The organism is Qipengyuania gelatinilytica (assembly GCF_019711315.1).
GTDB classification, from domain to species: domain Bacteria; phylum Pseudomonadota; class Alphaproteobacteria; order Sphingomonadales; family Sphingomonadaceae; genus Qipengyuania; species Qipengyuania gelatinilytica.
The window spans coordinates 2269203-2295814 of the sequence record NZ_CP081294.1 but is presented as its reverse complement, the minus strand read 5'-3'; the positions used below and the strand labels follow the sequence as shown (position 1 = coordinate 2295814).

Sequence of the window (26612 nt, the reverse complement as noted above, 5' to 3'; positions counted from 1 at the left end):
GATGGAACTGGTAAGCGTAGATATCGGCGGAACCCATGCCCGTTTCGCCATCGCGACGATCGCCGATGACGGCTCGATCAGCCTCACCGAACCCGAAACGATCCACACCAAGGATCACGCCAGCTTCCAGACCGCATGGGAGGATTATCGCGACCGTATGGGCGGTTCGCTCCCGCCGCGCGTCTCGATGGCCATCGCAGGCCCCGTGGGCGGCGACGTCATCCGTTTCACCAACAATCCCTGGATCATCCGTCCGGCGCTGGTGCAGGAAAAGCTGGGCGTAGAAAACTATTGCATCGTCAATGACTTCGAAGCCGTGGCACATGCGGTTGCGCGTGTCGGCGAAGACCAGTTCATCCACCTCACCGGTCCGGACAAGCCGCTCGCACCCACGGGAAGGCTGAGCGTGCTCGGCCCGGGCACGGGGCTCGGCGTCGCGCATCTCTATCGCGAGCCCGACGGCACCTACCGCGTCTCGGCGACCGAGGGCGGCCATATCGATTTCGCCCCGCTCGACCAGATCGACGACGCGATCCTCGCCCGCCTTCGCAAGCGCCATAACCGCGTTTCGGTGGAGCGAGTGGTGGCGGGCCCCGCTATCTCGGACATCTACCAAACGCTCGCCGCGATGGAGGGCAAGCCCGTCGCCGAGGAAGACGATATCGCGATCTGGACGCGCGGACAGGATGGCAGCGACAGCCTGGCTGCCGCAGCGGTCGACCGTTTCTGCATGTCGCTGGGCAGCGTCGCCGGAGATATCGCGCTGGCCCAGGGCGGTTTCGGCGGCGTCGTGATCGCTGGCGGTCTCGGCTACCGCATTCGCGAGACCCTGCTCAAATCGGGCTTTGCCGAAAGGTTCAAGGCCAAGGGGCGCTTTCAGGAGCTGATGGCCTCGATCCCCGTCAAACTCATCATCCATCCGCAGCCGGGCCTGTTCGGCGCCGCTGCCGCTTTCGCAAGAGAACACACATGACCGCTATCGCCGACATCATGCAGACCGCGCCGGTCATTCCGGTGATCGTGGTCGACGAGGTGGAGCATGCCGTCCCCCTCGCCCGTGCACTGGTCGCAGGCGGCTTGCGCGTTCTCGAAGTGACCTTGCGGACGCCCGCGGCGCTCGACGCAATCCGCGCGATGAAGCAGGTCGACGGGGCGATCGTCGGTGCGGGTACGGTCACCAACCAGCAGGAACTGGCCGCCGCAATCGATGCGGGCAGCGAATTCATCGTGTCGCCTGGCCTGACCGAACCACTCGGCAAGGCAGCGATCCGCGAGGGCATCCCCTTCCTGCCCGGCATCGCCAATGCCGGCGACATCATGCGCGGGCTCGACCTGGGGCTCACCCACTTCAAGTTCTTCCCGGCGATGGCTGCTGGCGGACTTCCCGCCCTCAAAGCCCTTGCTGCGCCCTTCGGCCAGTGCCGTTTCTGCCCGACCGGCGGGATTACGCTCGAGAATGCACCGGAGTGGCTCGCCTTCGATCCCGTACTGTGTGTCGGTGGAAGCTGGGTCGCGCCGCGCGGTGCAGTCGACGAGGCAGCAGTCGAAAAGGTAGCCCGCGAAGCTGCCGCGCTGGGCGGCTAGCCGGTCCGCCGCGGATTTTCGGGCGCGAAAGTCCACACGGGTTCTTCGCTATCTGCACACGACGATGCGTGAATACCGCCGATGTTGATCGGTTCGCCATCCATGAGCGCTTCCGCCATTCGCACCGCATCGCTGCGTGAGATACTGCGTCCGAATTCGTCGAAGATCAGGACGATAATCTCGCCCCAGACGGAAGGGCGGTAAACGGCAGATCGCGCCAGCGGGCGATATAGGTAACGTTCGCCATCGAGCTTGCCCGCGAGTTCAAGATCCTCTGCTGCAAGGCCTAGAATGTCGTCTTCCATATCGGCAAGGACCTTGGCGGACCGTGCGATTCCTTCAAGCTGCAGCCAGTCTGCCTTCGCCAGAGCCTGACGCATGCGCACGCGGTCGTATGCGGGGTCCTCGTTCGAAGGGTCGGTGACTGCCGTGAAGTCGCTTGCCGCAACAATGGCGGCGAGTTCCTCGCGGCTCCAGTCCAGCAATGGCCTCAGCACGACGCTCTCACCATGCGGCGCAAGTCCGGCAGCACGCACGCCGGCGAGGCCGGACAACCCACTGCCCCGATTGAGCCGCATGAGCAGCGTTTCGACCTGGTCGTCCCTGTGATGTGCCGTGCAGATGGTGTCTATCCCGCGATCCGTGGCCCAACCGGAAAGCGCGGCGTAGCGAGCCTCGCGGGCCCGACTCTGGGTATTGCCCTCGGCAAGCTGCACCGCGAGCGTTGCGTGAGGCACATCCAGCTGCGCACAGATGGAAGCGCAATGTGCAGCCTCTGCAGCGCTTTCCTCCCTCAAGCCGTGATCGACGGTTGCCGCCTCTACCCGCCCGGGAAAAGCAGCAGCAGCCAGCACGAGAAGGGCAAGGCTGTCGGGACCACCCGACAGGGCAATCCCGAGCTTCGCCTCTGGCTCATCGTCATCGAGCCACAGGGCAGAAAGATCGGCCCGGAACCGCTCCAACAGTTCCGGGTCGATGCCCATCTTAGTTGCAGGTGACCTTGCTGCGGGCAGTTGCATACTGACCCTGCAGGCGACCCGTCGCGAGCGCCGGATAGGTCTCGCCGAATTCGGAAAGCGCGATGCAGGCACGCTGCGTGTCCTTGAGCGCGATCATCGATTCCGCGAGGAACAGCAGGCTGTCACCGGCGCGAGCCGCGTTCTTGTCGGCCTGGTAGTTGCGCAGGAACCAGGGCGCGGCATCGCCCGGCTTGCCATCGTCGAGATAGGCGCGGCCAAGCAGGTTGCGGCCGTAGGTCGCACGCGAATGGTCGGGGTAACGCTCAACGAAGAGCGTCAGCTGCTGCTGCGCTTCGGGGAAGAAGCCGGCCTCCCAGAGGCGGAAGCCATAGGAATATTCATCGTCACCCGCATCGTCGGTCTGCGGCTTGGTGATCTGCTGGACGGCAGCGACACGGGCAGGATCGGGGCGCTCTGCTGCAGGAGTGGTTGCAGCAGGCGTCGATGCGGCCGGAGTTGTCGCAGCGGGCGCAGGCGGAGGTGCATTTGCCGCTTCGAGCGCTTCGATCCGCTCTTCGAGCAGGCGCATGGCATTGCCGCCGACCTCATATTGCGCGGTCAGTCGCTGCAGCTGGGATTCCAGTGCATCGAGACGGGTCAGGATGTCGGTCACCGCAGTGGTCGAGGGAGCAGCGGTGGTCGCCGGCTGCGTTGTCGCAGGCGCGCTGATCTCTGGCTCGAAATAGCGGCCGTCCGCGCCGGGGAAGACCTTGCGCTGCAGGGCGCGGACTTCGGATTCCAGCTTGCGGATACGGGCTTCGGAATTGTCCTGCGCGGCGACGGGCATGGAAGTCGCGGCGAGAGCCAGGGCGATGCCGCCGAGGCCGAGCGCGCGTGCACTGCGTGCGATCATGGTTCGGGATGCTCCTTTGAAGGGCTTCGTTATTGCGGAATCTGCCGTACCCCCGCGATCCTGTCGAGGGGATGAAGGCTGCTTATCCGCCGTGGATCAGGTGGAGGTGTCGTTTGCGTCGGCGGCCGGAGCCGGATCGGCTGCGGGACGGCTATCGCGCGCCAGCAATGCTTCGGCAGTTACCGGCACATCGCGCACGACGGTATCTTCCTCGGTCAGCTTGGGCACCGGCTGCCCGCCGACCGTGATTGCCAGCGCATAGGGGCGACCGGTCCAGATCTGCGGACCATCCGCATCGGCGGGTATGGTGTAACTGTCGCCCGCCGCCATTTGCGCTTCATAGAGGCGCGTACCGCTGGCGTCGTAGAACTTCACCCAGGTTCCATCCATCTCGCTGGTGAAGACGACCGGCCCGCCGGTCGGCTGGGCCGGAGCCGTAGCCTCGGCTTGCTGCTCGGCCGCCTCTTCCCCGGCGACCTGTTCCGCCGGGTCTTCGAGCGGTGCCGGCCCCAGGCCGGGCGCGAAGTAGCTGGAGTAAAAGGCGTAGACACCGCCCAGCAAGAGGATTGCGGCGAAGACGGCAAACCAGGCAAGCCCGCGTCCCGGGACGCGTGCCGGATCGCCCGGTTCGAACTTCGCCGGCTTTTCGGCAGGAATGCCGTCGGCCTCCGCCAGTTCGGCGCGGACCTGGTCGAGAATCTCGTTCTCGTCGAGCCCCAGGGTGCGCGCATAGGTGCGGCTGAAACCGATCGCATATGTACGCGACGGGAGCGCCGAGAACTGTCCGGCCTCGATCGTAGAGAGGTGTCGCTGGGGAATACGGGTGTCGGCGGCGACCTGCTCGATCGACAGCCCCTTGGCCTCGCGCGTTTCGCGCAAGCGCTCACCCGCGCGTTGCACGCGCGTTTCCTCGATTTCGACGGCGTCGTCTTCTTCCATGCGATTCCCGAATGTTTGACCCTACGCGGGTGTTCCCGTCCCTGGCTGGACGCGAAAAGAGGGGTTGCGGCAATTCCTGTCAAGTGCAGTGCATGGGTGCGGCGGACAGCAAGCGGACGAAGCGCACCGCAGGAGCGACTAAATCACTCGATTTCAATGTCGTTGCTCAAAGCCCACTCGGTAAGCGCCGCGCGCATGTCGGCAGGAGGCGAAATCAACCACCGCTGCATCTGGCTGGTCAGGTCCGGCAGGTAGACCTTGCGCACCAGTTCCTTGATCGGCCCGACCGCGGCCGGGGTGATCGACAAACGAGTGAAGCCGAGCCCCAGCAGGGCAAGTGCCTCGAGCCTGCGTCCACCCATCTCGCCGCATACCCCGATGCGCACATTGCTGCCGACCATATTGGCGGAAACACGGGCGAGGAACCGCAGGATCGAGGGACTCAACCAGTCATAGCGCGCAGCCAGCTTCGGATTGGCGCGGTCTGCGGCGAACAGGAACTGCGTGAGATCGTTCGTCCCGATCGAAATGAACGAGAGGCGGGGCAGAAGCTGGTCGAGCACTTCGGCAAGCGATGGCACTTCCAGCATGCAGCCATATTCGATCGCTTCGGGCAGGACCTTGCGGCGTTCGCGCAGGAAGTCGAGCTGCTCTTCGAAGATCGCCTTGGCGGCATCGAATTCCCACGGCTCGGAGACCATCGGGAACATGACCGAAAGCTGCCTGCCCGAGGCTGCTTCGAGCAGCGCACGGGCCTGCGCCTTCAGGAGGCCCTCCCGCTCGAGCGAGAGGCGCAGGGCTCGCCAGCCCATGGCCGGGTTCTCATCCCGTTCGGCAGTAGCGTTGTCGAGGTAAGGCACAGCCTTGTCGCCGCCGATATCGACGGTGCGGAAAATGACCGGCTTGCCGTCTGCCGCGTCCAGCACGTCGCGGTAGAGACGCATCTGGCGCTCGCGCGCTGGCAGGGTGGAGGACACGAGGAACTGGAACTCGGTCCGGAAGAGGCCGATCCCGTCCGCGCCGGTCAGCTGCAATGCGCTGACATCGTCGCGCAGGCCCGCGTTGATCATGACCGTTATGCGCGTGCCGTCGCGCGTGAACGGCTCGACCTCGCGCAATTCCGCATAGGCTGCCGCACGTTCGCGGCTCTTGGTGAAGCGCGCATCGAAGGCCTCCAGCAATTGCTGCGAAGGCCGCAATGTGACGACGCCCTTGTCGGCATCGACCAGCACCTCGTCGCCTTGCGAGACCCGCGACCGCACGCGTGCGACACGGCCCAGCACCGGCACGCCCATCGCCCGTGCCACGATCACGACATGGGCGGTGAGGGAGCCTTCCTCGAGAACGACGCCCTTGAGGCGTCGGCGGTCGTATTCGAGCAGTTCCGCCGGTCCAAGATTGCGCGCGAACAGGATGGTGTCCCGCCTCAGGCCCTGCGTCGCCGCAGTGCCGAGTTGCCCCGATACGATCCTGAGCAGGCGGTTCGAAAGGTCCTCCAGATCGTGCATCCGGTCGGCGAGCAGGGGATCGTCGATCTCGCGCATGCGCATGCGGGTGCGCTGCTGGACGCGCTCGATCGCTGCTTCGGCGGTCAGACCGCTGTCGATCGCCTCGTTGATGCGGCGGCTCCAGCCTTCGTCATAGGCGAACATCTTGTAGGTCTCGAGAATATCGACATGCTCGCCGCCCTTACCGAATTCCGGTTCGCGGCCCATCGCATCGATCTGGTCGCGCATCTTGTCGAAGGCCCGGTAGACGCGCTGGCGTTCGGCCTCGATGTCCTCGGCCACGACCTGGTCGATCTCGACCCGCGGCTGGTGGAAAACCGCCCGCCCGGCGGCCAGTCCCTTCACCAGCGTCAGACCTTCAAACACCTCGCATTCGGTCGGCACCTCGTCGAGGTCGATCGTATCTTGGTCGTCGACGAGCTCCTTGTGCGCGATCAGTTCGGACAGGACCATTGCGGTGGTCTGGAGCGCCTCGATCTCGACGTCTTCATACCGGCGCGGCTCGACATGCTGGACGCACAGCACGCCAACGGCCCGCTCGCGGTAGACGATCGGAACGCCGGCGAAGGAATGGAATTTTTCTTCGCCCGTCTCGGGACGATAGAGGAAGTCCGGATGGGCCTTGGCCTCGGCCAGGTTGAGCGTTTCGATGTTCTTCGCGATCATCCCGGTCAGCCCCTCGCCCACGCCCATGCGCGTGACATGGACGGCTTCGGGGTTGAGGCCGCGGGTCGCGAACAGCTCGAGCTCGCCCTCGCGCAGGAGGTAGATCGAACAGACCTCGCTCGTCAGGCTATCGGCGATGATCTCGACCACACGGTCGAGCTTGTGCTGGGCATGATGGCGGCCAGCCATGACCTCATGCAGTTGCGTGAGAATCTGGCGGGCGGATGCAGCTGCTGACATGACCAGCGGCTATAGCAAAAATGCGAGGGTGTGGAAGCGGGGCGAAGAGAGGAAATCCTTCTCGCCCCGCAATCTAAGAGGGCCCGCCCTAGTGGGCGGCGATCTCTTCCTTGAGCTTGAGCTTTTGCTTCTTGAGCTGCTGGATCATCGAAATGTCGGGCGACGGCCGTGCCTGTTCATCATGCAGGCGGGCTTCCAGTCCTGCGTGCTTGGCCTTGAGTGCGGCGACATGGGATGATTGCATCGATGCGTCTCCTTCAGAGTGTGACGACCCCAAAGCGACTCGTGCCATGCGGAACGAGCCGCAGACCGACTATCAAATCACAGCTTTGCGAATTTACAAAGCCCCTCTCACAGGCCATGCGATAAAGCGAGATTCAAGGACGACGACGGTGAACGAACAGGAATTGCGCAAGCGACTAGAATCGCTGAGGAGCGAGCATCGCGATCTCGACGCCGCGATTGCTGCGCTTACCCATGCGGGCGATGACGGTGGCTTCGTCGACCAGCTCCAGATCGCCCGGCTGAAGAAGCGCAAGCTGCAGTTGAAGGACCGCATTTCGGCGATCGAGGACAATCTCATTCCCGACATCATCGCCTGATTGGCGCACACCGCACTCGTCCCGGATCGGGACGCGGGTCAAACCGGCAGTGGGCGGCGCGGATCGATAATGGTAACACGATGTTCACCATGGACATGGACCGTACGATTCACGAGCAGGTCGTCGAAGACCTCTATGCCGAAGCCCTGGCGCTTGCCGACGAGGCACGCGCCGTTTTCGATCTTCGCGACGAAGCAAGCCACGGCAATTCTCCCAACGAGGTGCGCATCGCCCTGTCGGTCGAAGGACTGCGCACCACGACCCGCGTCATGCATGTGCTCGCCTGGCTGCTCAACCAGCGCGCCTATCACTCGGGTGAACTCAGCAAGTCGCAGCTTCGCCGCCATGGCACGCTCGGCGAAGAGCGTCCGTCCGATCCCGCGAACATGGCATTGCTCGAACCGGCCACGCGCATGTTGATCCGCGAGACCGAACGCCTGCACGCCCGCATTGCCCGGCTCGACGAGGAAATGCGCGCCGGTGATGAAGCCGAGAGCGATCCCGTCAGCGCGATGCAAGGCCGTATCGCGCAGGCTTTCCGCGTCGCCTGATCAGGCTACCGAAAGCGCGCGGGCATAGCGCGCAAGGCGGTCCTTCCTGACTTCCGCAGACATCGAAGGCGTAAACGTCCGCGTTGCACCGCGCATGGCGCTGGCCGCGTTTCCGAGATCGGGATAGAGCCCCGCTCCGACGCTTGCGCATATCGCGGCTCCGAGCGCCGTGGTCTCCACGAAATCGGGTCGTTCGACCGGAAGGTCGAGGATGTCGGCAAGGTCCTGCGCCATCCAGTCGTTCGCGCTCATCCCGCCGTCGATCTTGAGGCTCGTCCAGGGCGCGCCGTCGGCTGCGAATGCCGATGCAAGGTCATGCGTCTGGTGCGCCATTGCTTCCAGCGCCGCGCGGGCGATCTGCGCTCTTCCGCTGGCAAAGCTGAGGCCCGAAATCACGCCGCGCGCATCCGGCTTCCAATGCGGCGCGCCCAACCCGGCAAGGGCGGGCACGATTACGACCTCGCCGCTGTCCTCGATCGACCGGGCGAGATCTTCTGTTTCCGACGCACTGCCGATCAGGCCCAACTGGTCGCGCAAGTACTGGACGAGGCTGCCTGCCACGAAGCAGGCGCCCTCGATGGCATAGGTTCTGGTTCCGCCTTCCTGGTGCAGGACGGTACCGAGCAGCCGGTTTTCCGAACGCGGCAGGTCGGTGCCTTTGTTGGTCAGCACGAATGCGCCCGTACCGTAAGTCGCCTTGGTCTCGCCGAAAGACAGGCAGCCCTGCCCGATGGTGGCCGATTGCTGGTCGCCGACGAGGCCGCAGATCGGGACTTCGCTGCCCAGCCATTGCGCATCGCATGACGCAAGCTTGCCGTGAGTATCCACGACCCGCGGCAAGGCCGCCTTCGGCACGCCGAAAAGTTCGCACAGCTGTTCATCGAACTGATCGCCATCCAGCGCGAGCAGCAGGGTACGGCTGGCATTGCTCGCATCGGAAATATGCTCGCCGCCCGAAAGCTTGAAGACCAGCCAGCTTTCGACGGTTCCGAATGCCAGCCCTCCGTCTTGCGCAGCGGCGCCGACCGCATCGTCATTGTCGAGCATCCAGCGCATCTTCGTGCCCGAAAAATAGGGATCGAGCAGCAGGCCGGTCCGTTCCTGCACAGTAGCCTCGTGCCCGGCCTCTTTCAGCTCGGCACAGAAACCGGCCGTGCGCCGGTCCTGCCAGACGATGGCCCGTGCAAGCGGTTCGCCGGAATTGCGATCCCACGCAACGACCGTTTCGCGCTGGTTGGTGATGCCGATCGCCGCAATCGAGGACGCATCGTCTCCCACCACTTCGCGCATGCAGGACAAGGTCTTGTCCCAGATCTCGCTCGCATCGTGTTCCACCCAGCCGGGTTTCGGATAATGCTGCGTCAGCTCTTCCTGCGCGACGCGCTCCATGCGCCCCTCGCGGCTGAAAAGCATGGCTCTCGTCGAAGTCGTCCCCGCGTCGAGGACCAGAATTTTCTCTCCCATGCGTCCCTCCCTATCGACAAGCCGCGCCATCCGCTACAGGCTTGAGGCATGGCAGGAATTCCCCCCAAGCCCTGGCCCACGGGCGAAGCGATGCAGCTTGAGCCGCTGGTGCGCCGCGTGCTCGCTCCCAATCCCTCGCCCTACACCTATACGGGCACGCAGAGTTACATCGTCGGCCTGGGCGATGGCTGCGCGGTGATCGATCCGGGGCCGGACGAAAAGGCGCACCTGCTCGCGCTCGATGCCGCCATCGGCGAAGAGCATGTCTGCGCGATCATGTGCACGCATACCCACCGCGACCATTCGCCCGCTGCGAAGACACTCGCCGCGCGCACCGGTGCGCCCATCGTCGGTTGCGCACCGCTGGTCCTCGACGACAGCGGTCCTCGCGCCGATGCGAGTTTCGACCGCACCTACGAGCCTGACCGCGTGCTGGAAGACGGCGAGGCCATGACCGGTCCGGGCTGGACCCTGCGCGCCGTTGCAACGCCCGGCCATGTCTCCAATCACCTGTGTTTCGCGCTGGAGGAAAGCGGGGCGGTCTTCACCGGCGACCATGTCATGGGCTGGTCGACCAGCGTGGTCGTCCCGCCCGATGGCGATATGGCCGACTACATGGCCAGCCTCGAGAAACTCTATTCCCGCGAGCAGGACACGGTCTATTACCCCGCCCATGGCGAGGCGATAACCAAGCCGCGCCAGCTGGTTCGCGGCGTGATCGGCCACCGCCGCCAGCGCGAAAACCAGATCCTGCGCCACCTGCGCGAAGGCCCGCATGAAGCGGCCGACTTCGTGCCCAAGATGTACAAGGGTCTCGACGAGAAACTGCACGGTGCGGCGAAGATGTCGGTGACCGCCCACCTGATCGATCTCGAACGCCGCGGCCTTGCCGGTCGTGACGGCGATGTGTGGAAAGCCGCCTGACGCTTCTCCACATGTCGGCGATTGACTGCGCGCGGAAGCGGTAATAGCCAAAAAAGAAAACGTGAAAACGGTCGCTCGTTCTTGGGGGAGTTACGAGTATGGCTACTGCAGCCGCATCACCAGATAGCGCAATTCGCGGAAACACGCGTTTCTTCACGATCATGGCATTCGTCATGTCGTTCATCATCGTCGCCGGATTTTCGGTGAATCTGGCGATGGGGCGTTCGAGTTTCGACGTGCCGCTGGCCTACCACATCCATGGCGTGATCTTCATGAGCTGGCTGGGCATTTACTGCGGCCAGCACCTTACCGCATCCAGCGGCAACTGGTCGCTCCACGCGAAGTTCGGCAAACTCGCCTATCTGTGGGTTCCGCTGATGGTGATTTTCGGCACGGTCATCATGGTCGTGGTCGCACGCCGCACGGGCGGACCGTTCTTCTTCCACGTCAGCGAGTTCCTGTGGAGCAATACCGCGCTCGTCTGGCTGTTCGGTGGCCTGACCTTCTGGGCGCTGCGCCGCCGCCGTTATACCGGCTGGCACCGCAGGCTAATGCTGTGCGGCATGGCGATCCTGACCGGCCCCGGGCTTGGCCGCCTGCTGCCGCTGCCGCTGATGATCCCCAATGCCTGGCTCATCACGACGCTGTGCACGATGATCTTCCCCGTCATCGGCATGATCGCGGACAAGCGCAGCCAGGGCCGCGTCCACCCGGCCTATTGGTGGGGTCTCGGCCTCTATATCGCGGTCTTCGCGATTTCGGTCGCCATCTCTCACACCTCATTCGGCATGGGCATTACCGAGCAGTTGATCGCGGGCACGCCGGGGGCAGAGCGTCCGATGGAGGCCTTCCTGCCGCCCGGCTTCACCATGTAAACCGGGAGCGGCAAGGAACCCCCTCGCCAGCCGGCTCGTTCCGTCTATAAGCGCCTCAAAGCAATTCAGACGGGACACGAAACATGACCGCCGAAACCAGCCTTCCGACAGGCGAAGACCTGCTCGCCGAGATCGCTCGCCTCCGTAAAGAGAAGAACGCGATCATCCTCGCGCATTATTACCAGAGCCCGCAGATCCAAGATCTTGCGGACTTTGTCGGCGACAGCCTCGAACTGTCGCGCAAGGCGGCGGAAACCGATGCCGATGTCATCGCCTTCTGCGGCGTGAAGTTCATGGCCGACACGGCCAAGATCCTCAGCCCTGAAAAGATCGTCGTCCTGCCGGACATGGACGCCGGGTGCAGCCTCGAAGACAGCTGTCCGCCCGAAAAATTCAAGGCTTTCCGCGAAAAGCATCCCGATCACATCGCGCTGACCTACATCAATTGCTCGACCGAGGTGAAAGCCTTGAGCGACATCATCGTCACCTCGTCCAGCGCCGAGACGATCATCAGCCAGATCCCCGAAGACCAGAAAATCATCTTCGGCCCCGACCGTCACCTCGGCAGCTATATGAGCCGCAAGTTCAACCGCGATATGCTGTTGTGGCCGGGCGTGTGCATCGTCCACGAAGCTTTCAGCGAAACCGAACTCCTGAAGCTCAAGGCGCAGCATCCCGATGCCCCCGTCGCGGCGCATCCCGAATGCCCGCCGACCATCGTCGAACATGCCGATTATGTCGGTTCGACCAGCGGCATCCTCCAGTTCGCGCAGACCTTCGAAGGCGATACGCTGATCGTCGCGACCGAGCCGCACATCATCCACCAGATGGAAAAGGCGCTGCCCGAAAAGACCTTCATCGGCGCGCCCGGTGCAGACGGCAACTGCAGCTGCAACATCTGCCCCTACATGGCGCTCAACACGCTGGAGAAGCTCTACAAGTGCCTCGACACGCTGGAGCCGCGCATCGAGATCGAAGAAGGCCTGCGCCTGCAGGCAAAGCAGAGCCTCGACCGCATGCTCGAAATGGCCAGCGGCACCATCGGCAAGGGTGATCTGGGTCGGGTTTAATGCGCCGCCTCACCGCATTTCTGCTGCTGTTTGTATTCGCAGCTCCACTCGCTGCCAAACAGGACCGCAACTATGAAATCGGTCAGGTGTGGGCGTTCGAAACTGCACCGGTCGACGACGGAGCCCTGATCAAGATTCAAGAGATCGAATTTATCGGTCCGGATGACGCGCCGATGGAAGTGTTTCACATCTCCATGATCGGCGTGAACTATTCCCCCGTTCCGGGCAACGACGTGGTCCAGCATCTCCCCGTGTCACGGGAAACTCTCGACATGAGCGTCACGTCGCTCGTATCGAGTGACCGAGATTTTCCGGACCATGGCGAAGGGGTCGCAATGTGGCGCGAGGCGAATGGCGGCGTGTTTACGATCTCGCTAGCCGAGATCGCGGAGGTACTCAGGGAGAGCTATGCGCAAATGTAGCAAGAGCATGCCCAGGACCAGAGGCACTCGTCGGACTAGGCAACCCTTTGGCCGGAAGCGCGTTTAGGCCTTCATGACAGCGGAATTGCGATTTTTCTGGGCGCGCCTGAACGCCAATTACTGGTTCTATCCGGCGCTTTTCTCGCTCCTTGCGGCGGTGCTTGCACTGGTCATGGTGTGGCTCGACCGTTCGGGCTTTGCAGAATTCCTGAACGATGTTGAATGGATCGTCCCGTCGCGTCCCAAAGGGGCGGCGGACATGCTTACGGTGATGGCCGGCAGCATGATCGGCGTTGCCTCGACGGTCTTCTCCATCACCATTGCCGCGGTTGCCTATGCCAGCGGAAATTACGGCCCGCGCCTCCTGACCAATTTCATGGAGGACCGCGGCAACCAGATCAGTCTCGCCACCTTCATCGGCAGCTTCGTCTATGCGCTGATCGTGCTGCGCGCAGTGCGTGCGGAGGACGAGACTCCCGCGACCAGCGGAGATGCCGTCGCCACCGCGCTACCCGGTTTCACTCCGCAGCTATCGCTGCTGGTTGCCTATGTGCTGTTGGCGTTCTGCGTGGCGGTGCTCGTCTTCTTCCTCAATCACATCCCGTCATCCATCCGCATCAACAAGGTGCTCGAGGGGATCGGCCGCCGCCTGCTCGATGCCATTCGCGAGACATATCCGGTCGAGGACGAGTTTTCCGACGCGATCGAACCCAAGGGCGGCAAGCCGCTGACAGCGTGGAATACCGGCTATGTCCAGCTGATCGACTTCGAAGATCTCGAGAAAGTGGCGCGCGATCGCGGCTGCACTTTCTCCCTCAAGGTCCGTACGGGTGACTTCGTCCACCGCGATATGCCCTTCTTGGAGGTCGATGGTTGCGAGCCTGAGGATGTCGAGAAGGAAGTGCGCGACTGCTTCACCCTCGGATCGACGCGCACGCCCGAGCAGGACCCCCATTTCCTGCTCGACGAGCTGGTGGAAATCGGGCTGCGGGCGCTTTCGCCCGGGATCAACGATCCTTTCACCGCGATCACCGCCCTGCACTGGCTCGGCGCGTCGACTTCGGAAATCGGAAGGCGCGATCTGCGCAAGGACATCTGCGGCGAAGACGCGGAAGACTGCCCGGTCATTCCGCTTCCCGACAATTTCGATCACTATGTGAAGCGCGGTTTCGGTGCGATCCGGAGCGCAGTCGCCACCTCGCCGGTCGCCTCGGAAGTCATGCTCGATACGCTCGCCAAGGCCGCGGGACCGATCAAGGACGAGCGCAGGCAGAAGGTCATCAAGGACGAAGCAGAAAGGCTTGCCGCGCAGGCCCGCCTGAGCCTGAAAGGGCCCGATCTCGAGCAGTTCGAGGTGCACCACGCCGAATTCAACCGGGAATTCTGGTAGTCAGCCTCCCGGCCGCGGCTGCACTCTGGGAGGGCTGCTGCGGGCAAGGAGCAGGGCGGTGCCGACCAGCACCATCCCGAGAATGTCGAGCGGCACCAGCAGCTCCCCGAAAACGACCCACCCGATCGTCGCAGCCACCGCCGGCTGGGTCAGCAGCGCCATGCCGATGATCAGCGGCGGGAAGTGGCGTAGCGAATAGACCAGCAGGCCCTGTCCGATGACCTGGCTGCTCAGGGCGAGCAGCAGCACCGGCGTCCAGCCCGCCTCGCCCGGCCACACCGGCTCGCCTGCGAGCACGGCCATGCCGAGCAGCAGGGGCGATGCTGCGAGGCTGACCAGCAGCAGGACGCTCCACTGGCCCAGCACCGCGCGGGCGCGCTGGGCAGGCAGGAGGTAGAATGCATAGCAGACGCCGGCGAACAGGCAGAAGAGATCGCCGATGAAGGTGGCGGTCGAGATCTCCAGGCTGCGCCCGAGCAGGATGGCCGCTCCGACCAATGCAGCCAGCACCCCGCCCCCTTCACGCCAGGATGGTGCACGGCGCAGCGCGATCAGGCCCCAGACCATCAGGATCACGCTGCCTGAATTGCCGAAGAGCACTGCATTGCCCAGCCGGGTCTGTTCGATCCCGATGTGCCAGCTGGCAAGGTCGAGCGAGAAGAACACGCCTGCCGCCATAACCAGCAGCGCGAGCCGCCAGTCGAGATTGCCGGGCGACCTCCCGCGCCATGCCAGGAAGGCGATCAGCGGTATGGGCAGGAACAGCCGCCAGAACGCGACAGACACCGGTCCCGTATCGGCAAGGCGCACCAGCCACGGCCCCAGCGCCAGCGCGACATTGCCGGCAATCAGCGCGGCAAAGTGCCATGCACCGGCATGAAAACCATTCTTGCCTGCCTCTGCGCTTGTCTCTCCCATGACCGCCCCCTAGCTCTTGTCGCACACAAGGACATCCAAAAAGGACTTCGCCGCAATGCACGAAAAACTGTTCGATCCGCTCAAGTTTGGCGCCATCGAGGCGAAGAACCGCATCTTCATGGCCCCGCTGACCCGTGGTCGTTCGACGCAGCCCGGCTCGATCCCGAACGAGATGATGGCGACCTATTACCGCCAGCGAGCAGGTGCGGGTCTCATCATTTCCGAAGCCACCGGCATCAGCGTCGAAGGCCTCGGCTGGCCCGCAGCACCGGGTATCTGGAGCGACGAACAGGTCGAAGGCTGGAAGCTGGTCACCGATGCCGTTCACGAGGAAGGCGGCCAGATCGTTCTGCAGATGTGGCACATGGGACGCCTCGTCCATCCCGACTTCCTTGGCGGCAACCCGCCGGTTTCGGCCAGCGCGACCAAGGCGCCCGGCCATGCGCACACCTTCGAGGGCCGCAAGGATTACGAGCAGTCACGCGCGCTTTCGAAGGACGAGATCACCCGCGTCGTGGCCGATTACCGCCATGCTGCCGAGAATGCGAAAAAGGCCGGTTTCGACGGCGTCCAGCTGCACGGCGCGAATGGCTACCTCGTCGACCAGTTCCTGCGTGACAGCACCAACCTGCGCGAAGATGAATATGGCGGCAGCCCCGAGAACCGTACCCGCTTCCTGCGCGAAGTGCTTACCGCGCTGGTCGATGTGTGGGGCGCAGGCCGCGTCGGCGTGCGCCTGTCCCCCAATGGCGAAACGCAGGGCTGCGATGATAGCGATCCGCCCGCGACCTTTGGTGCCGCCGCCAAGGTGGTCGAAGAACTCGGCCTTGCATTCCTCGAACTGCGCGAACCCGGTCCGGAGGGCACTTTCGGGGCAACCGAAGTGCCCAAGCAGAGCCCGCTGATCCGCCAGCTCTATTCGGGCACACTCGTCCTCAACAGCGACTACACGCCCGAACAGGCGGTGGCCGATATCGAGGCCGGACGCTGCGATGCGGTGAGCTGGGGCCGTGATTTCATCTCGAACCCCGATCTGCCCGACCGGTTTCGTATCGGTGCTCAGCTGCAACCCAATGTAAACGTTCCGCAAAGCTGGTACCTGCCGGGTCCCGAAGGGTACATCGATTACCCGATGCTAACCAAGACGAGCGATATTGCTGCCGGGTGATTCGCGCGAAAGGCGCTGTCGGACACCCGCAGGGAGATCTGTTCGCATGCGCTCGTGGTTGCTTGCACCAGCCGACAAGGAGAAGGCCCTCACGCAGGCCTCGACGGCTGGTGCCCATGTGGTCGTTGTCGACCTGTCGCGGGCGGCTCCCGAAGAGCGCAAGCAGCAGACCCGTCTGGCTGCCCGCGACTTCCTGATGTCGCACCGCGAACAGCTCGTCGCTGCACGCAAGTTCGCCCGCTGGGTCCGCGTTGGGCCGATGGTCGGGATGGAGTGGCGGCAGGACCTTGCCGCCGCCCTCGAAGGGGGACCCGAAGGGATCGTCCTGGCCGAATGCCACGGTCCCGAACAGGTCAAGGAACTGGCAGCCGCTCTCTACGAAATCGAAGGCCGCGTGGGCCTGAAGACGGGTTCCACGCGGATCGTGCCCGAAGTCGGCGGATCGGCCGCATCGGCGCTGCGTCTGCACCATTTCGCGGACGAATTGCACGCACGCGTCTCCGGCCTGCTGTGGGATTCTGCCGCCCTGGCCCGTTCGCTGGGCGCGCGCAGGATGCGCGGCCCCGGCGGCCTCTGGACCGACGCGCTGGCCCATGTCCGCGCGCAGGTCCTGCTGGCAGCCCATGCAAGGGGCCTCGATGCGCTCGAAGCGCCATTCCGCAACTTGCGTGAGCCCGAGGGCATGAAACGCGCGGCCCAAGCTGCCGCAGCAGACGGTTTTTCAGGAATGCTCGCAATCAGCGATACCCAAGTGGCCGACATCAATACGGCGTTCCGCCCCAGTCAGGAGGAAATCGCGGAAGCGCGAGAACTGGTCGGGTTGTTTGCGCTCAATCCCGATGCCGAACGCATTGCTTTCAGAGGGCGCTATGTCGGGCAGGCCGAACTGGCCAAGGCGAAAGCGCTCACCGGGTAAGGCTGAGCTTTACTCCGAAGCCTCGGCTTCCGGTTCTGGCTCTGGGGCCGGTTCGGGTTCGGCTTCGGGTTCAGGCTGCGGATCCGGTTGCATGGCCGGCTCGCTGCTCGAACTCTCGTCATCCACGCCGCCGGCATTGCTGTCTTGCCCCGCTCGCGGAGGCGATTGCGATTGCACCGCGTCGAGCGGGAGCATGGCATCGCTGATGGTTCCTCCCAGCACTTCGCCGCGGGCGGTACTGTCGGAATTGCGCTCGTCAACCTCGGCGGCGTCCTGTCCGCAGGAAGCCAGCACCAGCGATACGGCCAGAACACTCACGAGACGCTTCATGGCAATGCGCAACCCTTCTTATCCAGCGCGTCGAGGAAATCGCCCGCGCGGTTCTTCAATGCCTCATCGAATTCCTCCGGCGCAAGGGCGATCCCGAGCTTTTCGAGACTGGTGACACCGAATTCCTCGATCCCGCAGGGTACGATACCGGCGAAATGGGACAGGTCGGGCGACAGGTTCACCGAGAAACCGTGCATCGTCACCCAGCGCCGCACGCGCACGCCGATCGCGCCGATCTTCGCCTCGCGCCCGTCCACGTCGCGCGTCCAGATGCCGATCCGTCCCTCGCTCCGCCAGCATTCGACCCCGATGTCGCCCAGCGTGGCGATCACCCAGCCCTCCAGCGAGTGCACGAAGCAGCGCACGTCGCGGCCGCGCTCCTTGAGGTCCAGCATCGCGTAGCCGATGCGCTGGCCCGGCCCGTGATAGGTGTAGCGGCCCCCGCGACCGGCCTCGACCACCTCGAAGCGCGGATCGAGCAGTTCGGCGCCATCGGCGCTGGTGCCCGCGGTGTAGACCGGCGGGTGCTCGAGCAACCAGATCAGCTCGCGCTCGCCATCTTCCGAAATCGCCCGGTTGCGCTCATCCATCGCGGACAACGCTTCGCGATAGGGCACTTGCCCTACCTCAGCGCGCCATTCGATATTTTCGGGGAGTTGCCGGGTCATCGGAGATTGCGTGGCGATAGAAGCTGCGCTTATCAAGGGGGCAGAAGGGAAAGCGGCATGAAATTCGATCTCGACACAGCATGGAAAGACACTTCGCGACTGCTGCGCGACAATTTCGGCTTGCTAGCGGTAATCGCCGGGGTCTTCTTCTTCATTCCCTATGCTGCGATCATGATCGGGATTCCGGGCATGGCGGAGATCGGCCAGATGCAAGGCGATCCCGGCTCGGAAGCCATGGAGGCTGCGATACTGGATCTCTATGGCAGCTATTGGTGGGTGTTCCTGCTGATGGCCATCGTCCAGGGCATCGGTATGCTCGCGCTGCTGGCCCTGTTGCGACATCGCGACCGGCCGACTGTGGGCGATGCAATCAAGACCGGCGTCTCCGCCTTCCTGGCCTATTTCGGTGCCCAGATACTGCAGACCCTCGCACTGATTGGTGTTGCCTTTGTTCTGGTCGGCGTTCCTATTGCTGCCGGGCTTGGTGCAATCGCTTTCCTGACCGCTATCCTGGCCATCGTGGCAGTCGCTTATATCGCCACGAAATTTTCGCTCGCCTCGCCAGTCATCGCGATCGACGGAGAGCGCAATCCCATAAATGCGCTTTCACGCTCGTGGCGGCTGACCAAAGGTAACAGCGTGCGGCTGTTTTTTTTCTATCTGCTGATCCTCGTGGCATTCATCATTGTCTCGGCGGTGTTTTCACTTGTCGTGACACTGATCTTCGCTTTTGGCGGGCCTGATGTGATGCTCTTCGGGACCTCGATCGTGTCATCGGCGGTGAATGCGTTCTTCATCATGCTGATGGCTTGCATCTTGGCCGCAGTGCACATGCAGATGACCCGACTGAAGAACACCGGCGGTGTGGAGCCGGAAGCCTAGTCCCTCGGTTCCTTCCAGCCCCAGAACAGCTGGCACGGCAGGATATTGAGCGCTTCGAAGCCGCTCTCGATCCGTTCGAAATTGCGCGCCATGTAGTCGCGCGCCTTGGCCGAGAACTGGTAGACGAGGAATGCGCCGCCTGGGCGGATCACGCGGTAGGTCGCATCGGCAATCGCCGGGCCCACACCCTCGGGCAGGGTCGAGAACGGCAGGCCTGACAGGACATAGTCCGCATGCTCGTGACCATGCGCCCTGACGATTTCCTCCACATCGGCGGCAGAGCCGTGGACCGCCGAGAAGCGGCTGTCGCGGAAATGCTTCGTGAGATAGTCGATATAGAGGGGATTGGTGTCGATCACGATCAGCTGGCCGTCGCGCGGCAGCCGGTCGAGGACTTCCTGGCAGAAGGTCCCGACACCGGGGCCGTATTCGACGAAGACCTTGCACTCGTCCCACTTCACGCGGCCCAGCATCTTGCGGATGGTGAAGCGCGAGGACGGAATGATCGAGCCGACCATGCGCGGCTCTTCCAGGAAGCCCCTGAAGAAGACACCCCACTGCCCGAACAGCCGGGCGGCCTTCTGCTTCAAACTGCGGCGTTCGATGGCGCCAATACCGTTCTGACCGGTCAAACTTCTTCCCTCGTGCGACCCAAGATAGGCCTGCAGGTCTGACAGCCCCACCCGCCCATTGCAAGCATGCGCGCGCAGGACTAGCGCATGCATCATGTCGGAGCGTGATCCAGCAGTCCTGACCGAAGCGCCGCCTGCGGCGTCGCGCAAGGCGATCCCGCGCGGGCGCATGGCGCTGCTGTTCGCGGTGATGCTGACCACGGCAGCCGGCAATACGGCGATGCAGTCGGTCATGCCCTCGATCGGCACCGCGCTGGAAATCGACGATGTGTGGATCAGCCTCGCCTACAGCTGGTCGGCATTGCTGTGGGTGATCTGCGCACCGCTATGGGCCGAGCGATCAGACCGTCGCGGACGCAAGGCCATGATGGCGCTTGGCATGATCGGTTTCATCTCGTCGATGGCGCTTTGCGGCCTCGCGCTATGGCTGGGCCTCGTCGGAGTTCTTGGCGGGACGGCTGCCCTGATCGCCTTCGCCATCGCCCGCAGCCTATATGGCGGGTTCGGAAGCGCTGCCCCGCCCGCCGTGCAGGCCTATGTCGCCAGCCGTACGCCGCGCTCGGAACGCACGCAGGCGCTTTCGCTGATCGCATCGAGCTTCGGGCTTGGCACCGTCATCGGTCCTGCGCTCGCGCCGCTGATGGTCCTGCCCTTTGTCGGGCTGACCGGCCCCTTCATCATCTTCGCACTCATCGGCCTCGCGACCCTGATTACGCTGCGCCTCAGGCTGCCCAATGACGAGCCGCAGTTTGCCGCGCGCGGACAGACCTATGATGCACCGTATGCGGGTGGAGCGACATCTTCCCACGAACGGGAGGAAAAGGAAGAGGACGAGGACGAAGAAGCGGTCGAACCGCACAAGCTGCGCTGGTTCGAACCGCGCCTGCGGCCATGGGTGACTGTCGGCCTCCTGGGCGGGCATGCACAGGCCATGGTGCTCGGCATCATCGGCTTTCTCGTGCTGGACCGGCTGGGCCTTCGCGCGACACCCGCCGAAGGCACCGGCCCGATCGGCCTCGTCCTGATGTGCGGTGCGATTGCCACCCTGCTCGCGCAATGGGGACTGATCCCGAGGCTCGATCTCGGTCCGAGGGCGGCGACCCTGTCGGGCATCGTGATCGCCGCAGCGGGCGTGCTTTATCTCGGCGTTGCGGACGACCTGCACGCAATCGCGCTCGCCTATGCCATCGCCTCGCTCGGGTTCGGACTGTTCCGCCCCGGAAGCACGGCGGGCACCTCCCTGGCGGTAACCCGCGCAGAGCAGGGGCAAGCCTCGGGCATTACCGCTTCGGTGGCCGGGGCAAGCTTCATCTACGCCCCGGCGCTTGGTGTCTGGCTATACAACCATTCCGACTGGCTCGGTTTCGGTCTCATCGTGGCGCTGTGCGCCGCCGTGTTCGTTTACGGCTGGCTTGCCTTGCAGGCGGATAAGAAGCTGACCCGCGACAAGCGTTAGAGGATTTCCAGTACCGTATCCTGAGGACGGCAAAGGCGAACGCCCTTGTCGGTTTCCACCAGCGGACGCTCGATCAGGATAGGATCGGCCACCATGGCCTCGAGCACGGTCTGCGCATCGGCATCGGGCAAGCCGCGCTCGGCCGCGTCGGTACCGCGGATACGGAGGCCTTCGTTCGGGGTGAGGCCCGCATCCTTGTAAAGCTGTGCAAGCTTGTCCGCAGTCGGCGGATCCTTGAGATATTCGATCACCTCCACGTCGACCTTCGACAGGTTCTCGAGAATGGCGAGCGTCTTGCGAGACGTGCCGCACTTCGGGTTGTGCCAGATGGTGGCCTTCATTCGGTATCTCCTTCGCGCCAGCGTCTAATCGGCTGTTGCGATGAGTGAAAGCGGCTCTTGCGATTTTTTCACCCCGGAAAGCCCGATTGGGGGTTGCTATTGCGAATAGGTCTCAATAGCAGGGGGTCATTAATTGATAATCATTCTCAATAAGAAAGATTCGTATGAGGTCCCTCGCCACTCTCGCAATCCTGCTTTCGGGAACTGCCCTCGCGGCCCCCGCAGCGGCTTCCACGCTCGCTGCCGATGCGCAGCCGGAGCGCGACTACTTGCCCACCGATATCGTGGTGACCGGCGAACGCGCAGACGGCTATGACAATGAAGACGGCTCGACGGCGACGAAGACCCCGACCCCGCTGATCGATGTCCCCCAGGCCGTCAGCTTCATCACCGAAGACCAGCTTGAAGACCAGTCGATCCGCCAGCTCAATGACGCACTGCGCTACATTCCGGGCGTCAGCATGGAATCGGGCGAAGGCCACCGCGACGAAGTCTTCATTCGCGGCCAGGAAACCACGGCCGACTTCTATATCGACGGCCTGCGCGACGATGCGCAGTACTATCGCTCGCTCTATAACATCGAGCGTGTCGAAGTGCTCAAGGGTGCCAATGCGCTGATCTTCGGCCGCGGTGCCGGCGGCGGCGCCATAAACCGTGTCGCCAAGCGCGCAGACCTGTCCAACGCATTTGTCGGCGGCGAAGCTTCGGTCGACAATTTCGGCGCATTCGCGCTGCTCGCCGATGTGAACCAGCCGGTCACCGACGATCTCGCCCTGCGCCTCAACGCGACTTACGAGGAATTCAACAACGACCGCGATTTCTACGATGGTCGCTTCATCGGTATCTCGCCCACGCTGACCGCAGCGCTCGGCCCCGACACCACGCTGATCGCCAGCTACACCTATGACAATGACGAGCGCGTAACCGACCGCGGCGTGCCCTCGCTCGATGGCGGCCCGCTGACCGGGTATGACAGCACCTTCTTCGGCGACCGCGATTTCAATTACTCCGAAGCAGAAGTGCATATCGGCCGCGTTCGGCTGGAGCACGATTTCAACGGCGGACTTTCGGCCAATGCCAGCCTCCAGTTCGCCGATTACGACAAGGCGTACCAGAACATCGTTCCGGGCGGCACCGACGGCACGACCGTTTCGCTGGGCGGCTATCGGGATACGACCGAGCGCACCAACTGGATCGGCCAGGCCAATGCGATCTGGGAGGCCGAAAGCGGCGATCTGGAATCGACCTTCCTTTTCGGTGTCGAAGCCAGCAGTCAGGACACGCAGAACGCGCGCCAGACGGTCAGCTTCGACACGACCAACGAAACCGCCCTCGATGACGTAATCTTCGTCCCGGCGTTCTCGCTCAATCCGACGTCGCGTTCGCGTGACAGCCAGCTCAAGACCCTGTCCTTCTACGCTCAGGAACAGCTGCAGATAGGCGAGTATATCGAGCTGGTCGGCGGCCTGCGCTGGGATCGCTTCGACCTCGAAACGCTCGACCTAATCGGCGGCGTTGCGGGTGACCGGGTGGACGAGCAGTTCAGCCCGCGTGCCGGCCTGATCGTGAAGCCCACCCCCGACCTCTCGATCTACGCCAGCTATGCGGAAAGCTTCCTCCCGCAGGCGGGCGACCAGTTCCTGGTCCTCTCGCCCGACCGCAGCCAGTTCGAGCCGGAGAAGTTCACCAATTACGAGATCGGCGCCAAGTGGGCACCGCTCGACAAGGTGCTCGTGACCGCAGCCATCTTCCGCCTCGAGCGGACCAACATCCGCGCAGTCGATCCGACCGATACGACGCTGACCGTGCTTGCCGGCGAAAGCCGTGCGGAAGGCTTTGAAATCGGAGCGGTGGGCGAAGTCGCAGATTTCTGGAAGGCCAATCTCGGCTACACCTATCTCGACGGCGAGCTCCTCAACGACAACGCGTTCGGCACCGCCGGACAGCGCCTGCAGCAGCTGCCCGAGCATTCGATCAGCGCCTGGAACCGCTTCGACCTGTCGGAACAGCTGGGCTTCGGCCTGGGTGTCATCCACCAGTCGCAGCAGTTCGCCAGCTTCTCCAACGATGTCGTCCTGCCGAGCTACTGGCGCGTCGATGCAGCCGCCTATTACACGGTCAGCGAAAAGCTCAGCCTGCAGCTCAATATCGAAAACCTGCTCGACGAGGACTATTACCCAAGCGCGCATGGCGACAACAACATCCAGCCCGGCGATCCTTTCACCGCCCGCATCGGAGTGCGCTTCGAGATCTGATCCGCATAGCGGACCCGAAAAACGAAACGGCGGCCCGGAAGGGTCGCCGTTTTGCGTTAGGGGCTAGTCGCGTTCGGGCGTTTGTTCGGGAGCACTCAGTGCCGGGACGTCCTGGGCGGCATCCTCGGCGCTGATTCCCGGTGCGGGCGCTGCGCTGATACGTTCCTGTCGCCGCGCGACACGGCCCGCACGCTGGATCGCCCGCACCAGCCGCGGATAGACACCGCAGCGGCAGATATTGGGGATCGCTGCCTTGATTTCCGCTTCGCTTGCGCCCGGATTGCGGTCGATCAATGCGGCAGCCGCCATGACGAAGCCGGGCGTGCAAAAGCCGCACTGGATCGCCTGTTCTGCAACCATGGCCTGCTGGACCGGGTGCGTCCGGTCGCCCGACAGCCCCTCGATGGTGGTGATGAAGCGCCCTTCGGCCTCGGCAATCGTGACGAGGCAGCTACGCAGCGGTTCGCCGTCGATGTGTACGATGCACGAGCCGCAATCGCCCTCGCCGCAGCCGAACTTGGTGCCGGTAAGGTTGGCAGCATCGCGCAGCGCCCACAGCAGGGGTGTTTCCGGGTCCATCAGGAATTCGATGGGACGTTCGTTGACCGTCATGCGCGACATGGCGGCGCTTTCGCTTCGAATGGCGGGAATGTCGAGTGGTCTTACGACTTCCAGCTGTCGTCGATCTTCGAGATCCGGCGCTTCCACGCCTCGAAATCGAACACGCCTGCCCCGCCCTGTGTCTGCATCACCGCGAGGTCGCGCTGGTGGGTGTCGACCACCTCCTGCTTCACGATGTTGGGCTCGCCCTGGCTGAGCGTAGCAATCTGGATCTCGCAGGCGCGCTGGAGGGCCCACATCTTCACGAACATGCCGGGAATGGTCTTGTCCATCACGACCGGGCCATGATTGCGAAGCATGAGGATCGAATGGTTGCCGAGGTTCTCGACGAGCCGGTCGCCTTCGTCGGGCCTGACGGTGACGCCTTCGAAATCATGATAGCCGATCTGGCCCTGGAAATTGCAGGCGTAGAAATTGGTCGGGACCAGCCCGTCCTTGTGGCTGCACACCGCCATGGTGGCCGTGGTGTGCACATGGCAGATCGCGGTTGCCCGCTCACCCAGATGCTTGTGGAAATGCGCGTGCTGGGTGAAGCCGGCCTTGTTCACCATATATTGCGACTGGCCGACATTGTTGCCCTCGACATCGATCTTCACGAGGTTCGATGCGGTCACCTCGTCATAGAGCAGGCCGAACGGGTTGATGAGGAAAGTGTCTTTCTCGCCCGGCACAGCCACGGAGATGTGGTTGTAGATGCTTTCGCCCCAGCCAAGGTGTTCGAAGATGCGATAGCATGCGGCCAGGTCCTGGCGGACTTTCCACTCTTCTTCGCTGCATTCGAACTTTGGTTCGCTTTGGGGCTTCATCTGCGTTGCCATGGCGGTCTCTCCTTGGGTCTCTATTTGAAACCTCTATCGCACGAGCGCCCCCTGTGCGGCAAGAAGCACGAAGCAACATGGCGCTTTCCAAGAGCAGCTTGCCCCGCTAGCGCCGCTTTTGCATGAGCGAGACGGCCAAACTGACCAAGGGCAGCATCCGCGGCCATCTCGTCACCCAGACTTTGCCCATGATCATCGGGGTCGCCGCCATCATGTCGGTCGGCCTGATCGACGCGTATTTCATCGGCCAGCTGGGTTCGGCCGAACTGGCCGCAGTCAGCTTCATCTTTCCGATCACGATTGCGCTCTCGAGCCTCGGCGTCGGCGTTATGGTCGGCATCAATTCGGTGATTGCCCGCGCACTTGGCGAGGGCGACGAGGAACGTGCCGAACGCCGTGCGAATTTCGGTGTCGTCTTCGCCCTGACGACCGGCATCGTGCTGGGGCTTGCCCTCTACCTCCTGCTCGACCCATTGTTCCGCCTGATGCAGGCGAGCGACGCGCTGTTGCCGCTGATCCGCGACTACATGCAGCCCTATTCGCTCGGCATGCCCGTACTGCTTACACAGATGGGCCTGCAGGGCGTTTTGCGCGGACAGGGGGAAGCGCGTTACGTGTCCCTGATCTCGATCACCTATTCGGTGCTCAACTGGATCCTCGACCCGATCCTGATCACCGGCGCGTTCGGGTTCGGCGGCTTCGGTATCGCGGGCGCTGCCTATGCGACGATTGCCGGGTTCCTGGTCGCGATCCTTGTCGCCCTCTTCTTCATTCGCCGCACGAGCATCGCCATCCACCCGACCCGGATCCGCGAATGCGATCTCGCCGCGTCGAGCAAGGCCATCATCGGTGTTGCAGGGCCTGCCGCCTTCTCCAACGCGATCAATCCCATCGGTCTTTCGGTCCTTACCGCCCTGCTTGCCAGCCAGGGCGAAGACGCTGTCGCGGGTTTCGGCGCAGCGGGCCGCCTGCAAAGCTTCGCGGTCGTACCCCTGCTCGCCCTTTCCGGGTCGATCGGCGCGATCGTTGGGCAGAACTGGGGGGCGAACCGTGCCGACCGCTCGCGCCTGGCGATGTACTGGGCTGGCCTGTTCTGCGTGGGATACGGCATCATCACCGCACTCATCCTGTTCCTGTTCGGTGACTGGTTCGCCGACTTCTTCACCGACGATGAAGCGGTCATCGCGCAATTCTCGCGCTACCTCGAAATTTCGGTCTGGGGCTATGCGGGATTCGGCCTCCTGATCACGGCCAATGGCGCGCTCAACGCAGTCGATCGCGCATCCTTGGCCCTCGCCCAGAGCGCGGCGCGTGTCTTCCTCGTCATGCTGCCGTTCGGCTGGCTGTTGCGCAGCGCCTGGGGCGAAGATGCGATCTATGGCGCCGAACTGGTCGCCAACCTTGCCGGCGGGGTATTGGCGGCGCTGGTCGTATGGTGGGTCCTCAAGAATGGCCCGCAGGGCGCCGGGTCAGGCCAAACGAAACGTTAACCATCTTAGC

Annotated in this window: 28 protein-coding genes; 15 read left to right on the top strand and 13 right to left on the bottom strand. The window is 63.5% G+C overall.

Annotation, left to right across the window (positions count from 1 at the left end; translation table 11 throughout):
- The first annotated feature begins 1 nt into the window (after window position 1).
- Both glk and eda read left to right on the top strand, forming a co-directional pair.
- A complete protein-coding gene (gene glk, locus K3136_RS11420; protein WP_221430436.1) occupies window positions 2-973 on the top strand; it encodes a glucokinase in 972 nt (323 codons plus the stop codon).
- A complete protein-coding gene (gene eda / locus K3136_RS11415; protein ID WP_221430435.1) occupies window positions 970-1584 on the top strand; it encodes a bifunctional 4-hydroxy-2-oxoglutarate aldolase/2-dehydro-3-deoxy-phosphogluconate aldolase in 615 nt (204 codons plus the stop codon). Before glk ends, eda begins: the two co-directional genes overlap by 4 nt.
- On the opposite strand, the gene tilS is transcribed toward eda, so the two are convergent.
- The 5 genes from tilS to K3136_RS11390 form a co-directional block, all read right to left on the bottom strand.
- Entirely contained in the window at window positions 1581-2567 is a 987-nt protein-coding gene (tilS, locus tag K3136_RS11410; protein WP_221430434.1) for a tRNA lysidine(34) synthetase TilS, read from the bottom strand. The genes eda and tilS overlap by 4 nt on opposite strands.
- 1 nt (window position 2568) lies before the next feature.
- Entirely contained in the window at window positions 2569-3456 is an 888-nt protein-coding gene (locus K3136_RS11405; RefSeq protein WP_221430433.1) for a tetratricopeptide repeat protein, read from the bottom strand.
- Between the two features lie 96 nt (window positions 3457-3552).
- Window positions 3553-4395 (bottom strand): helix-turn-helix domain-containing protein, encoded by an 843-nt coding sequence (locus K3136_RS11400; RefSeq protein ID WP_221430432.1) that lies wholly within the window; start codon window positions 4393-4395, stop codon window positions 3553-3555.
- Window positions 4396-4538: 143 nt separating this feature from the next.
- Window positions 4539-6809 (bottom strand): phosphoenolpyruvate--protein phosphotransferase, encoded by a 2271-nt coding sequence (gene ptsP / locus K3136_RS11395; protein ID WP_221430431.1) that lies wholly within the window; start codon window positions 6807-6809, stop codon window positions 4539-4541.
- A gap of 88 nt (window positions 6810-6897) precedes the next feature.
- Entirely contained in the window at window positions 6898-7053 is a 156-nt protein-coding gene (locus K3136_RS11390; protein ID WP_221430430.1) for a DUF465 domain-containing protein, read from the bottom strand.
- Window positions 7054-7201: 148 nt separating this feature from the next.
- Here K3136_RS11390 and K3136_RS11385 point away from each other — a divergent pair, with 148 nt between their 5' ends.
- Both K3136_RS11385 and K3136_RS11380 read left to right on the top strand, forming a co-directional pair.
- Complete coding sequence (locus K3136_RS11385) at window positions 7202-7411, top strand: YdcH family protein (protein WP_221430429.1); 210 nt, start codon at window positions 7202-7204, stop codon at window positions 7409-7411.
- Between the two features lie 80 nt (window positions 7412-7491).
- Window positions 7492-7962, top strand: a complete 471-nt coding sequence (locus tag K3136_RS11380; RefSeq protein WP_247711341.1) for a DUF1465 family protein — start codon at window positions 7492-7494, stop codon at window positions 7960-7962.
- Here K3136_RS11380 and K3136_RS11375 read toward each other — a convergent pair whose 3' ends face one another.
- On the bottom strand, window positions 7963-9426 hold the full coding sequence (locus K3136_RS11375; protein WP_221430428.1) for a glycerol kinase: 1464 nt from the start codon (window positions 9424-9426) through the stop codon (window positions 7963-7965). It lies immediately after the preceding gene.
- Between the two features lie 48 nt (window positions 9427-9474).
- Here K3136_RS11375 and K3136_RS11370 point away from each other — a divergent pair, with 48 nt between their 5' ends.
- The 5 genes from K3136_RS11370 to K3136_RS11350 all read left to right on the top strand — a co-directional run bounded on the left by K3136_RS11370 (window position 9475) and on the right by K3136_RS11350 (window position 14107).
- Window positions 9475-10350 (top strand): MBL fold metallo-hydrolase, encoded by an 876-nt coding sequence (locus K3136_RS11370; RefSeq protein ID WP_221430427.1) that lies wholly within the window; start codon window positions 9475-9477, stop codon window positions 10348-10350.
- Window positions 10351-10448: 98 nt separating this feature from the next.
- Entirely contained in the window at window positions 10449-11225 is a 777-nt protein-coding gene (locus K3136_RS11365) for a hypothetical protein (RefSeq protein WP_221430426.1), read from the top strand.
- Window positions 11226-11308: 83 nt separating this feature from the next.
- Window positions 11309-12295 carry a quinolinate synthase NadA gene (gene nadA, locus K3136_RS11360; RefSeq protein WP_221430425.1) on the top strand — a complete coding sequence of 329 codons (987 nt, stop codon included), beginning with the start codon at window positions 11309-11311 and terminating at the stop codon, window positions 12293-12295.
- Window positions 12295-12717, top strand: a complete 423-nt coding sequence (locus K3136_RS11355) for a hypothetical protein (protein ID WP_221430424.1) — start codon at window positions 12295-12297, stop codon at window positions 12715-12717. Before nadA ends, K3136_RS11355 begins: the two co-directional genes overlap by 1 nt.
- Before the next feature lie 73 nt (window positions 12718-12790).
- Window positions 12791-14107, top strand: coding sequence for a DUF2254 domain-containing protein (locus K3136_RS11350; protein ID WP_221430423.1), 1317 nt, complete (start codon window positions 12791-12793; stop codon window positions 14105-14107).
- Here K3136_RS11350 and K3136_RS11345 read toward each other — a convergent pair whose 3' ends face one another.
- Window positions 14108-15025 carry a DMT family transporter gene (locus K3136_RS11345; protein WP_221430422.1) on the bottom strand — a complete coding sequence of 306 codons (918 nt, stop codon included), beginning with the start codon at window positions 15023-15025 and terminating at the stop codon, window positions 14108-14110.
- A gap of 55 nt (window positions 15026-15080) precedes the next feature.
- On the opposite strand from K3136_RS11345, the gene K3136_RS11340 reads away from it, so the two are divergent.
- Window positions 15081-16193 carry an alkene reductase gene (locus K3136_RS11340; RefSeq protein WP_221430421.1) on the top strand — a complete coding sequence of 371 codons (1113 nt, stop codon included), beginning with the start codon at window positions 15081-15083 and terminating at the stop codon, window positions 16191-16193.
- A gap of 46 nt (window positions 16194-16239) precedes the next feature.
- Window positions 16240-17109, top strand: a complete 870-nt coding sequence (locus K3136_RS11335; protein WP_221430420.1) for an HpcH/HpaI aldolase/citrate lyase family protein — start codon at window positions 16240-16242, stop codon at window positions 17107-17109.
- A gap of 9 nt (window positions 17110-17118) precedes the next feature.
- Here the strand turns inward: K3136_RS11335 and K3136_RS11330 are convergent, their stop codons facing one another.
- Both K3136_RS11330 and lipB read right to left on the bottom strand, forming a co-directional pair.
- On the bottom strand, window positions 17119-17439 hold the full coding sequence (locus K3136_RS11330; protein WP_221430419.1) for a hypothetical protein: 321 nt from the start codon (window positions 17437-17439) through the stop codon (window positions 17119-17121).
- On the bottom strand, window positions 17436-18107 hold the full coding sequence (lipB, locus tag K3136_RS11325; RefSeq protein ID WP_221430418.1) for a lipoyl(octanoyl) transferase LipB: 672 nt from the start codon (window positions 18105-18107) through the stop codon (window positions 17436-17438). Before lipB ends, K3136_RS11330 begins: the two co-directional genes overlap by 4 nt.
- A 57-nt stretch (window positions 18108-18164) precedes the next feature.
- Between lipB and K3136_RS11320 the strand changes: the two genes are divergently transcribed.
- Entirely contained in the window at window positions 18165-18989 is an 825-nt protein-coding gene (locus K3136_RS11320; protein WP_221430417.1) for a DUF7847 domain-containing protein, read from the top strand.
- Here the strand turns inward: K3136_RS11320 and K3136_RS11315 are convergent.
- Window positions 18986-19621: a class I SAM-dependent methyltransferase gene (locus K3136_RS11315; RefSeq protein ID WP_247711340.1), complete on the bottom strand. Its 636-nt coding sequence runs from the start codon at window positions 19619-19621 to the stop codon at window positions 18986-18988. The genes K3136_RS11320 and K3136_RS11315 overlap by 4 nt on opposite strands.
- A gap of 94 nt (window positions 19622-19715) precedes the next feature.
- On the opposite strand from K3136_RS11315, the gene K3136_RS11310 reads away from it, so the two are divergent.
- Window positions 19716-21077 carry an MFS transporter gene (locus K3136_RS11310; RefSeq protein WP_221430416.1) on the top strand — a complete coding sequence of 454 codons (1362 nt, stop codon included), beginning with the start codon at window positions 19716-19718 and terminating at the stop codon, window positions 21075-21077.
- Here K3136_RS11310 and arsC read toward each other — a convergent pair.
- Window positions 21074-21418 carry an arsenate reductase (glutaredoxin) gene (gene arsC / locus K3136_RS11305; protein ID WP_221430415.1) on the bottom strand — a complete coding sequence of 115 codons (345 nt, stop codon included), beginning with the start codon at window positions 21416-21418 and terminating at the stop codon, window positions 21074-21076. The genes K3136_RS11310 and arsC overlap by 4 nt on opposite strands.
- A 164-nt stretch (window positions 21419-21582) precedes the next feature.
- Between arsC and K3136_RS11300 the strand changes: the two genes are divergently transcribed.
- Window positions 21583-23673 carry a TonB-dependent receptor gene (locus K3136_RS11300; RefSeq protein WP_221430414.1) on the top strand — a complete coding sequence of 697 codons (2091 nt, stop codon included), beginning with the start codon at window positions 21583-21585 and terminating at the stop codon, window positions 23671-23673.
- A 63-nt stretch (window positions 23674-23736) separates the two neighbouring features.
- Here K3136_RS11300 and K3136_RS11295 read toward each other — a convergent pair whose 3' ends face one another.
- Together K3136_RS11295 and K3136_RS11290 are read right to left on the bottom strand one after the other, a co-directional pair.
- Window positions 23737-24294 (bottom strand): (2Fe-2S)-binding protein, encoded by a 558-nt coding sequence (locus K3136_RS11295; protein ID WP_221430413.1) that lies wholly within the window; start codon window positions 24292-24294, stop codon window positions 23737-23739.
- A 41-nt stretch (window positions 24295-24335) separates the two neighbouring features.
- Entirely contained in the window at window positions 24336-25112 is a 777-nt protein-coding gene (locus K3136_RS11290; RefSeq protein WP_221430412.1) for a class II aldolase/adducin family protein, read from the bottom strand.
- A 122-nt stretch (window positions 25113-25234) separates the two neighbouring features.
- Here K3136_RS11290 and K3136_RS11285 point away from each other — a divergent pair, with 122 nt between their 5' ends.
- Complete coding sequence (locus tag K3136_RS11285) at window positions 25235-26602, top strand: MATE family efflux transporter (RefSeq protein WP_221430411.1); 1368 nt, start codon at window positions 25235-25237, stop codon at window positions 26600-26602.
- The last annotated feature ends 10 nt before the right edge of the window (window positions 26603-26612 follow it).

Bases quoted from the DNA above. Each gene is read 5' to 3' on its own strand.
- glk (WP_221430436.1), top strand. From the start codon at position 2: ATGGAACTGGTAAGCGTAGATATCGGCGGAACCCATGCCCGTTTCGCC.
- eda (WP_221430435.1), top strand. From the start codon at position 970: ATGACCGCTATCGCCGACATCATGCAGACCGCGCCGGTCATTCCGGTG.
- tilS (WP_221430434.1), bottom strand. From the start codon at position 2,567: ATGGGCATCGACCCGGAACTGTTGGAGCGGTTCCGGGCCGATCTTTCT.
- K3136_RS11405 (WP_221430433.1), bottom strand. From the start codon at position 3,456: ATGATCGCACGCAGTGCACGCGCGCTCGGCCTCGGCGGCATCGCCCTG.
- K3136_RS11400 (WP_221430432.1), bottom strand. From the start codon at position 4,395: ATGGAAGAAGACGACGCCGTCGAAATCGAGGAAACGCGCGTGCAACGC.
- ptsP (WP_221430431.1), bottom strand. From the start codon at position 6,809: ATGTCAGCAGCTGCATCCGCCCGCCAGATTCTCACGCAACTGCATGAG.
- K3136_RS11390 (WP_221430430.1), bottom strand. From the start codon at position 7,053: ATGCAATCATCCCATGTCGCCGCACTCAAGGCCAAGCACGCAGGACTG.
- K3136_RS11380 (WP_247711341.1), top strand. From the start codon at position 7,492: ATGTTCACCATGGACATGGACCGTACGATTCACGAGCAGGTCGTCGAA.
- K3136_RS11375 (WP_221430428.1), bottom strand. From the start codon at position 9,426: ATGGGAGAGAAAATTCTGGTCCTCGACGCGGGGACGACTTCGACGAGA.
- K3136_RS11370 (WP_221430427.1), top strand. From the start codon at position 9,475: ATGGCAGGAATTCCCCCCAAGCCCTGGCCCACGGGCGAAGCGATGCAG.
- K3136_RS11365 (WP_221430426.1), top strand. From the start codon at position 10,449: ATGGCTACTGCAGCCGCATCACCAGATAGCGCAATTCGCGGAAACACG.
- nadA (WP_221430425.1), top strand. From the start codon at position 11,309: ATGACCGCCGAAACCAGCCTTCCGACAGGCGAAGACCTGCTCGCCGAG.
- K3136_RS11355 (WP_221430424.1), top strand. From the start codon at position 12,295: ATGCGCCGCCTCACCGCATTTCTGCTGCTGTTTGTATTCGCAGCTCCA.
- K3136_RS11350 (WP_221430423.1), top strand. From the start codon at position 12,791: ATGACAGCGGAATTGCGATTTTTCTGGGCGCGCCTGAACGCCAATTAC.
- K3136_RS11345 (WP_221430422.1), bottom strand. From the start codon at position 15,025: ATGGGAGAGACAAGCGCAGAGGCAGGCAAGAATGGTTTTCATGCCGGT.
- K3136_RS11340 (WP_221430421.1), top strand. From the start codon at position 15,081: ATGCACGAAAAACTGTTCGATCCGCTCAAGTTTGGCGCCATCGAGGCG.
- K3136_RS11335 (WP_221430420.1), top strand. From the start codon at position 16,240: ATGCGCTCGTGGTTGCTTGCACCAGCCGACAAGGAGAAGGCCCTCACG.
- K3136_RS11330 (WP_221430419.1), bottom strand. From the start codon at position 17,439: ATGAAGCGTCTCGTGAGTGTTCTGGCCGTATCGCTGGTGCTGGCTTCC.
- lipB (WP_221430418.1), bottom strand. From the start codon at position 18,107: ATGACCCGGCAACTCCCCGAAAATATCGAATGGCGCGCTGAGGTAGGG.
- K3136_RS11320 (WP_221430417.1), top strand. From the start codon at position 18,165: ATGAAATTCGATCTCGACACAGCATGGAAAGACACTTCGCGACTGCTG.
- K3136_RS11310 (WP_221430416.1), top strand. From the start codon at position 19,716: ATGTCGGAGCGTGATCCAGCAGTCCTGACCGAAGCGCCGCCTGCGGCG.
- arsC (WP_221430415.1), bottom strand. From the start codon at position 21,418: ATGAAGGCCACCATCTGGCACAACCCGAAGTGCGGCACGTCTCGCAAG.
- K3136_RS11300 (WP_221430414.1), top strand. From the start codon at position 21,583: ATGAGGTCCCTCGCCACTCTCGCAATCCTGCTTTCGGGAACTGCCCTC.
- K3136_RS11295 (WP_221430413.1), bottom strand. From the start codon at position 24,294: ATGTCGCGCATGACGGTCAACGAACGTCCCATCGAATTCCTGATGGAC.
- K3136_RS11290 (WP_221430412.1), bottom strand. From the start codon at position 25,112: ATGGCAACGCAGATGAAGCCCCAAAGCGAACCAAAGTTCGAATGCAGC.
- K3136_RS11285 (WP_221430411.1), top strand. From the start codon at position 25,235: ATGAGCGAGACGGCCAAACTGACCAAGGGCAGCATCCGCGGCCATCTC.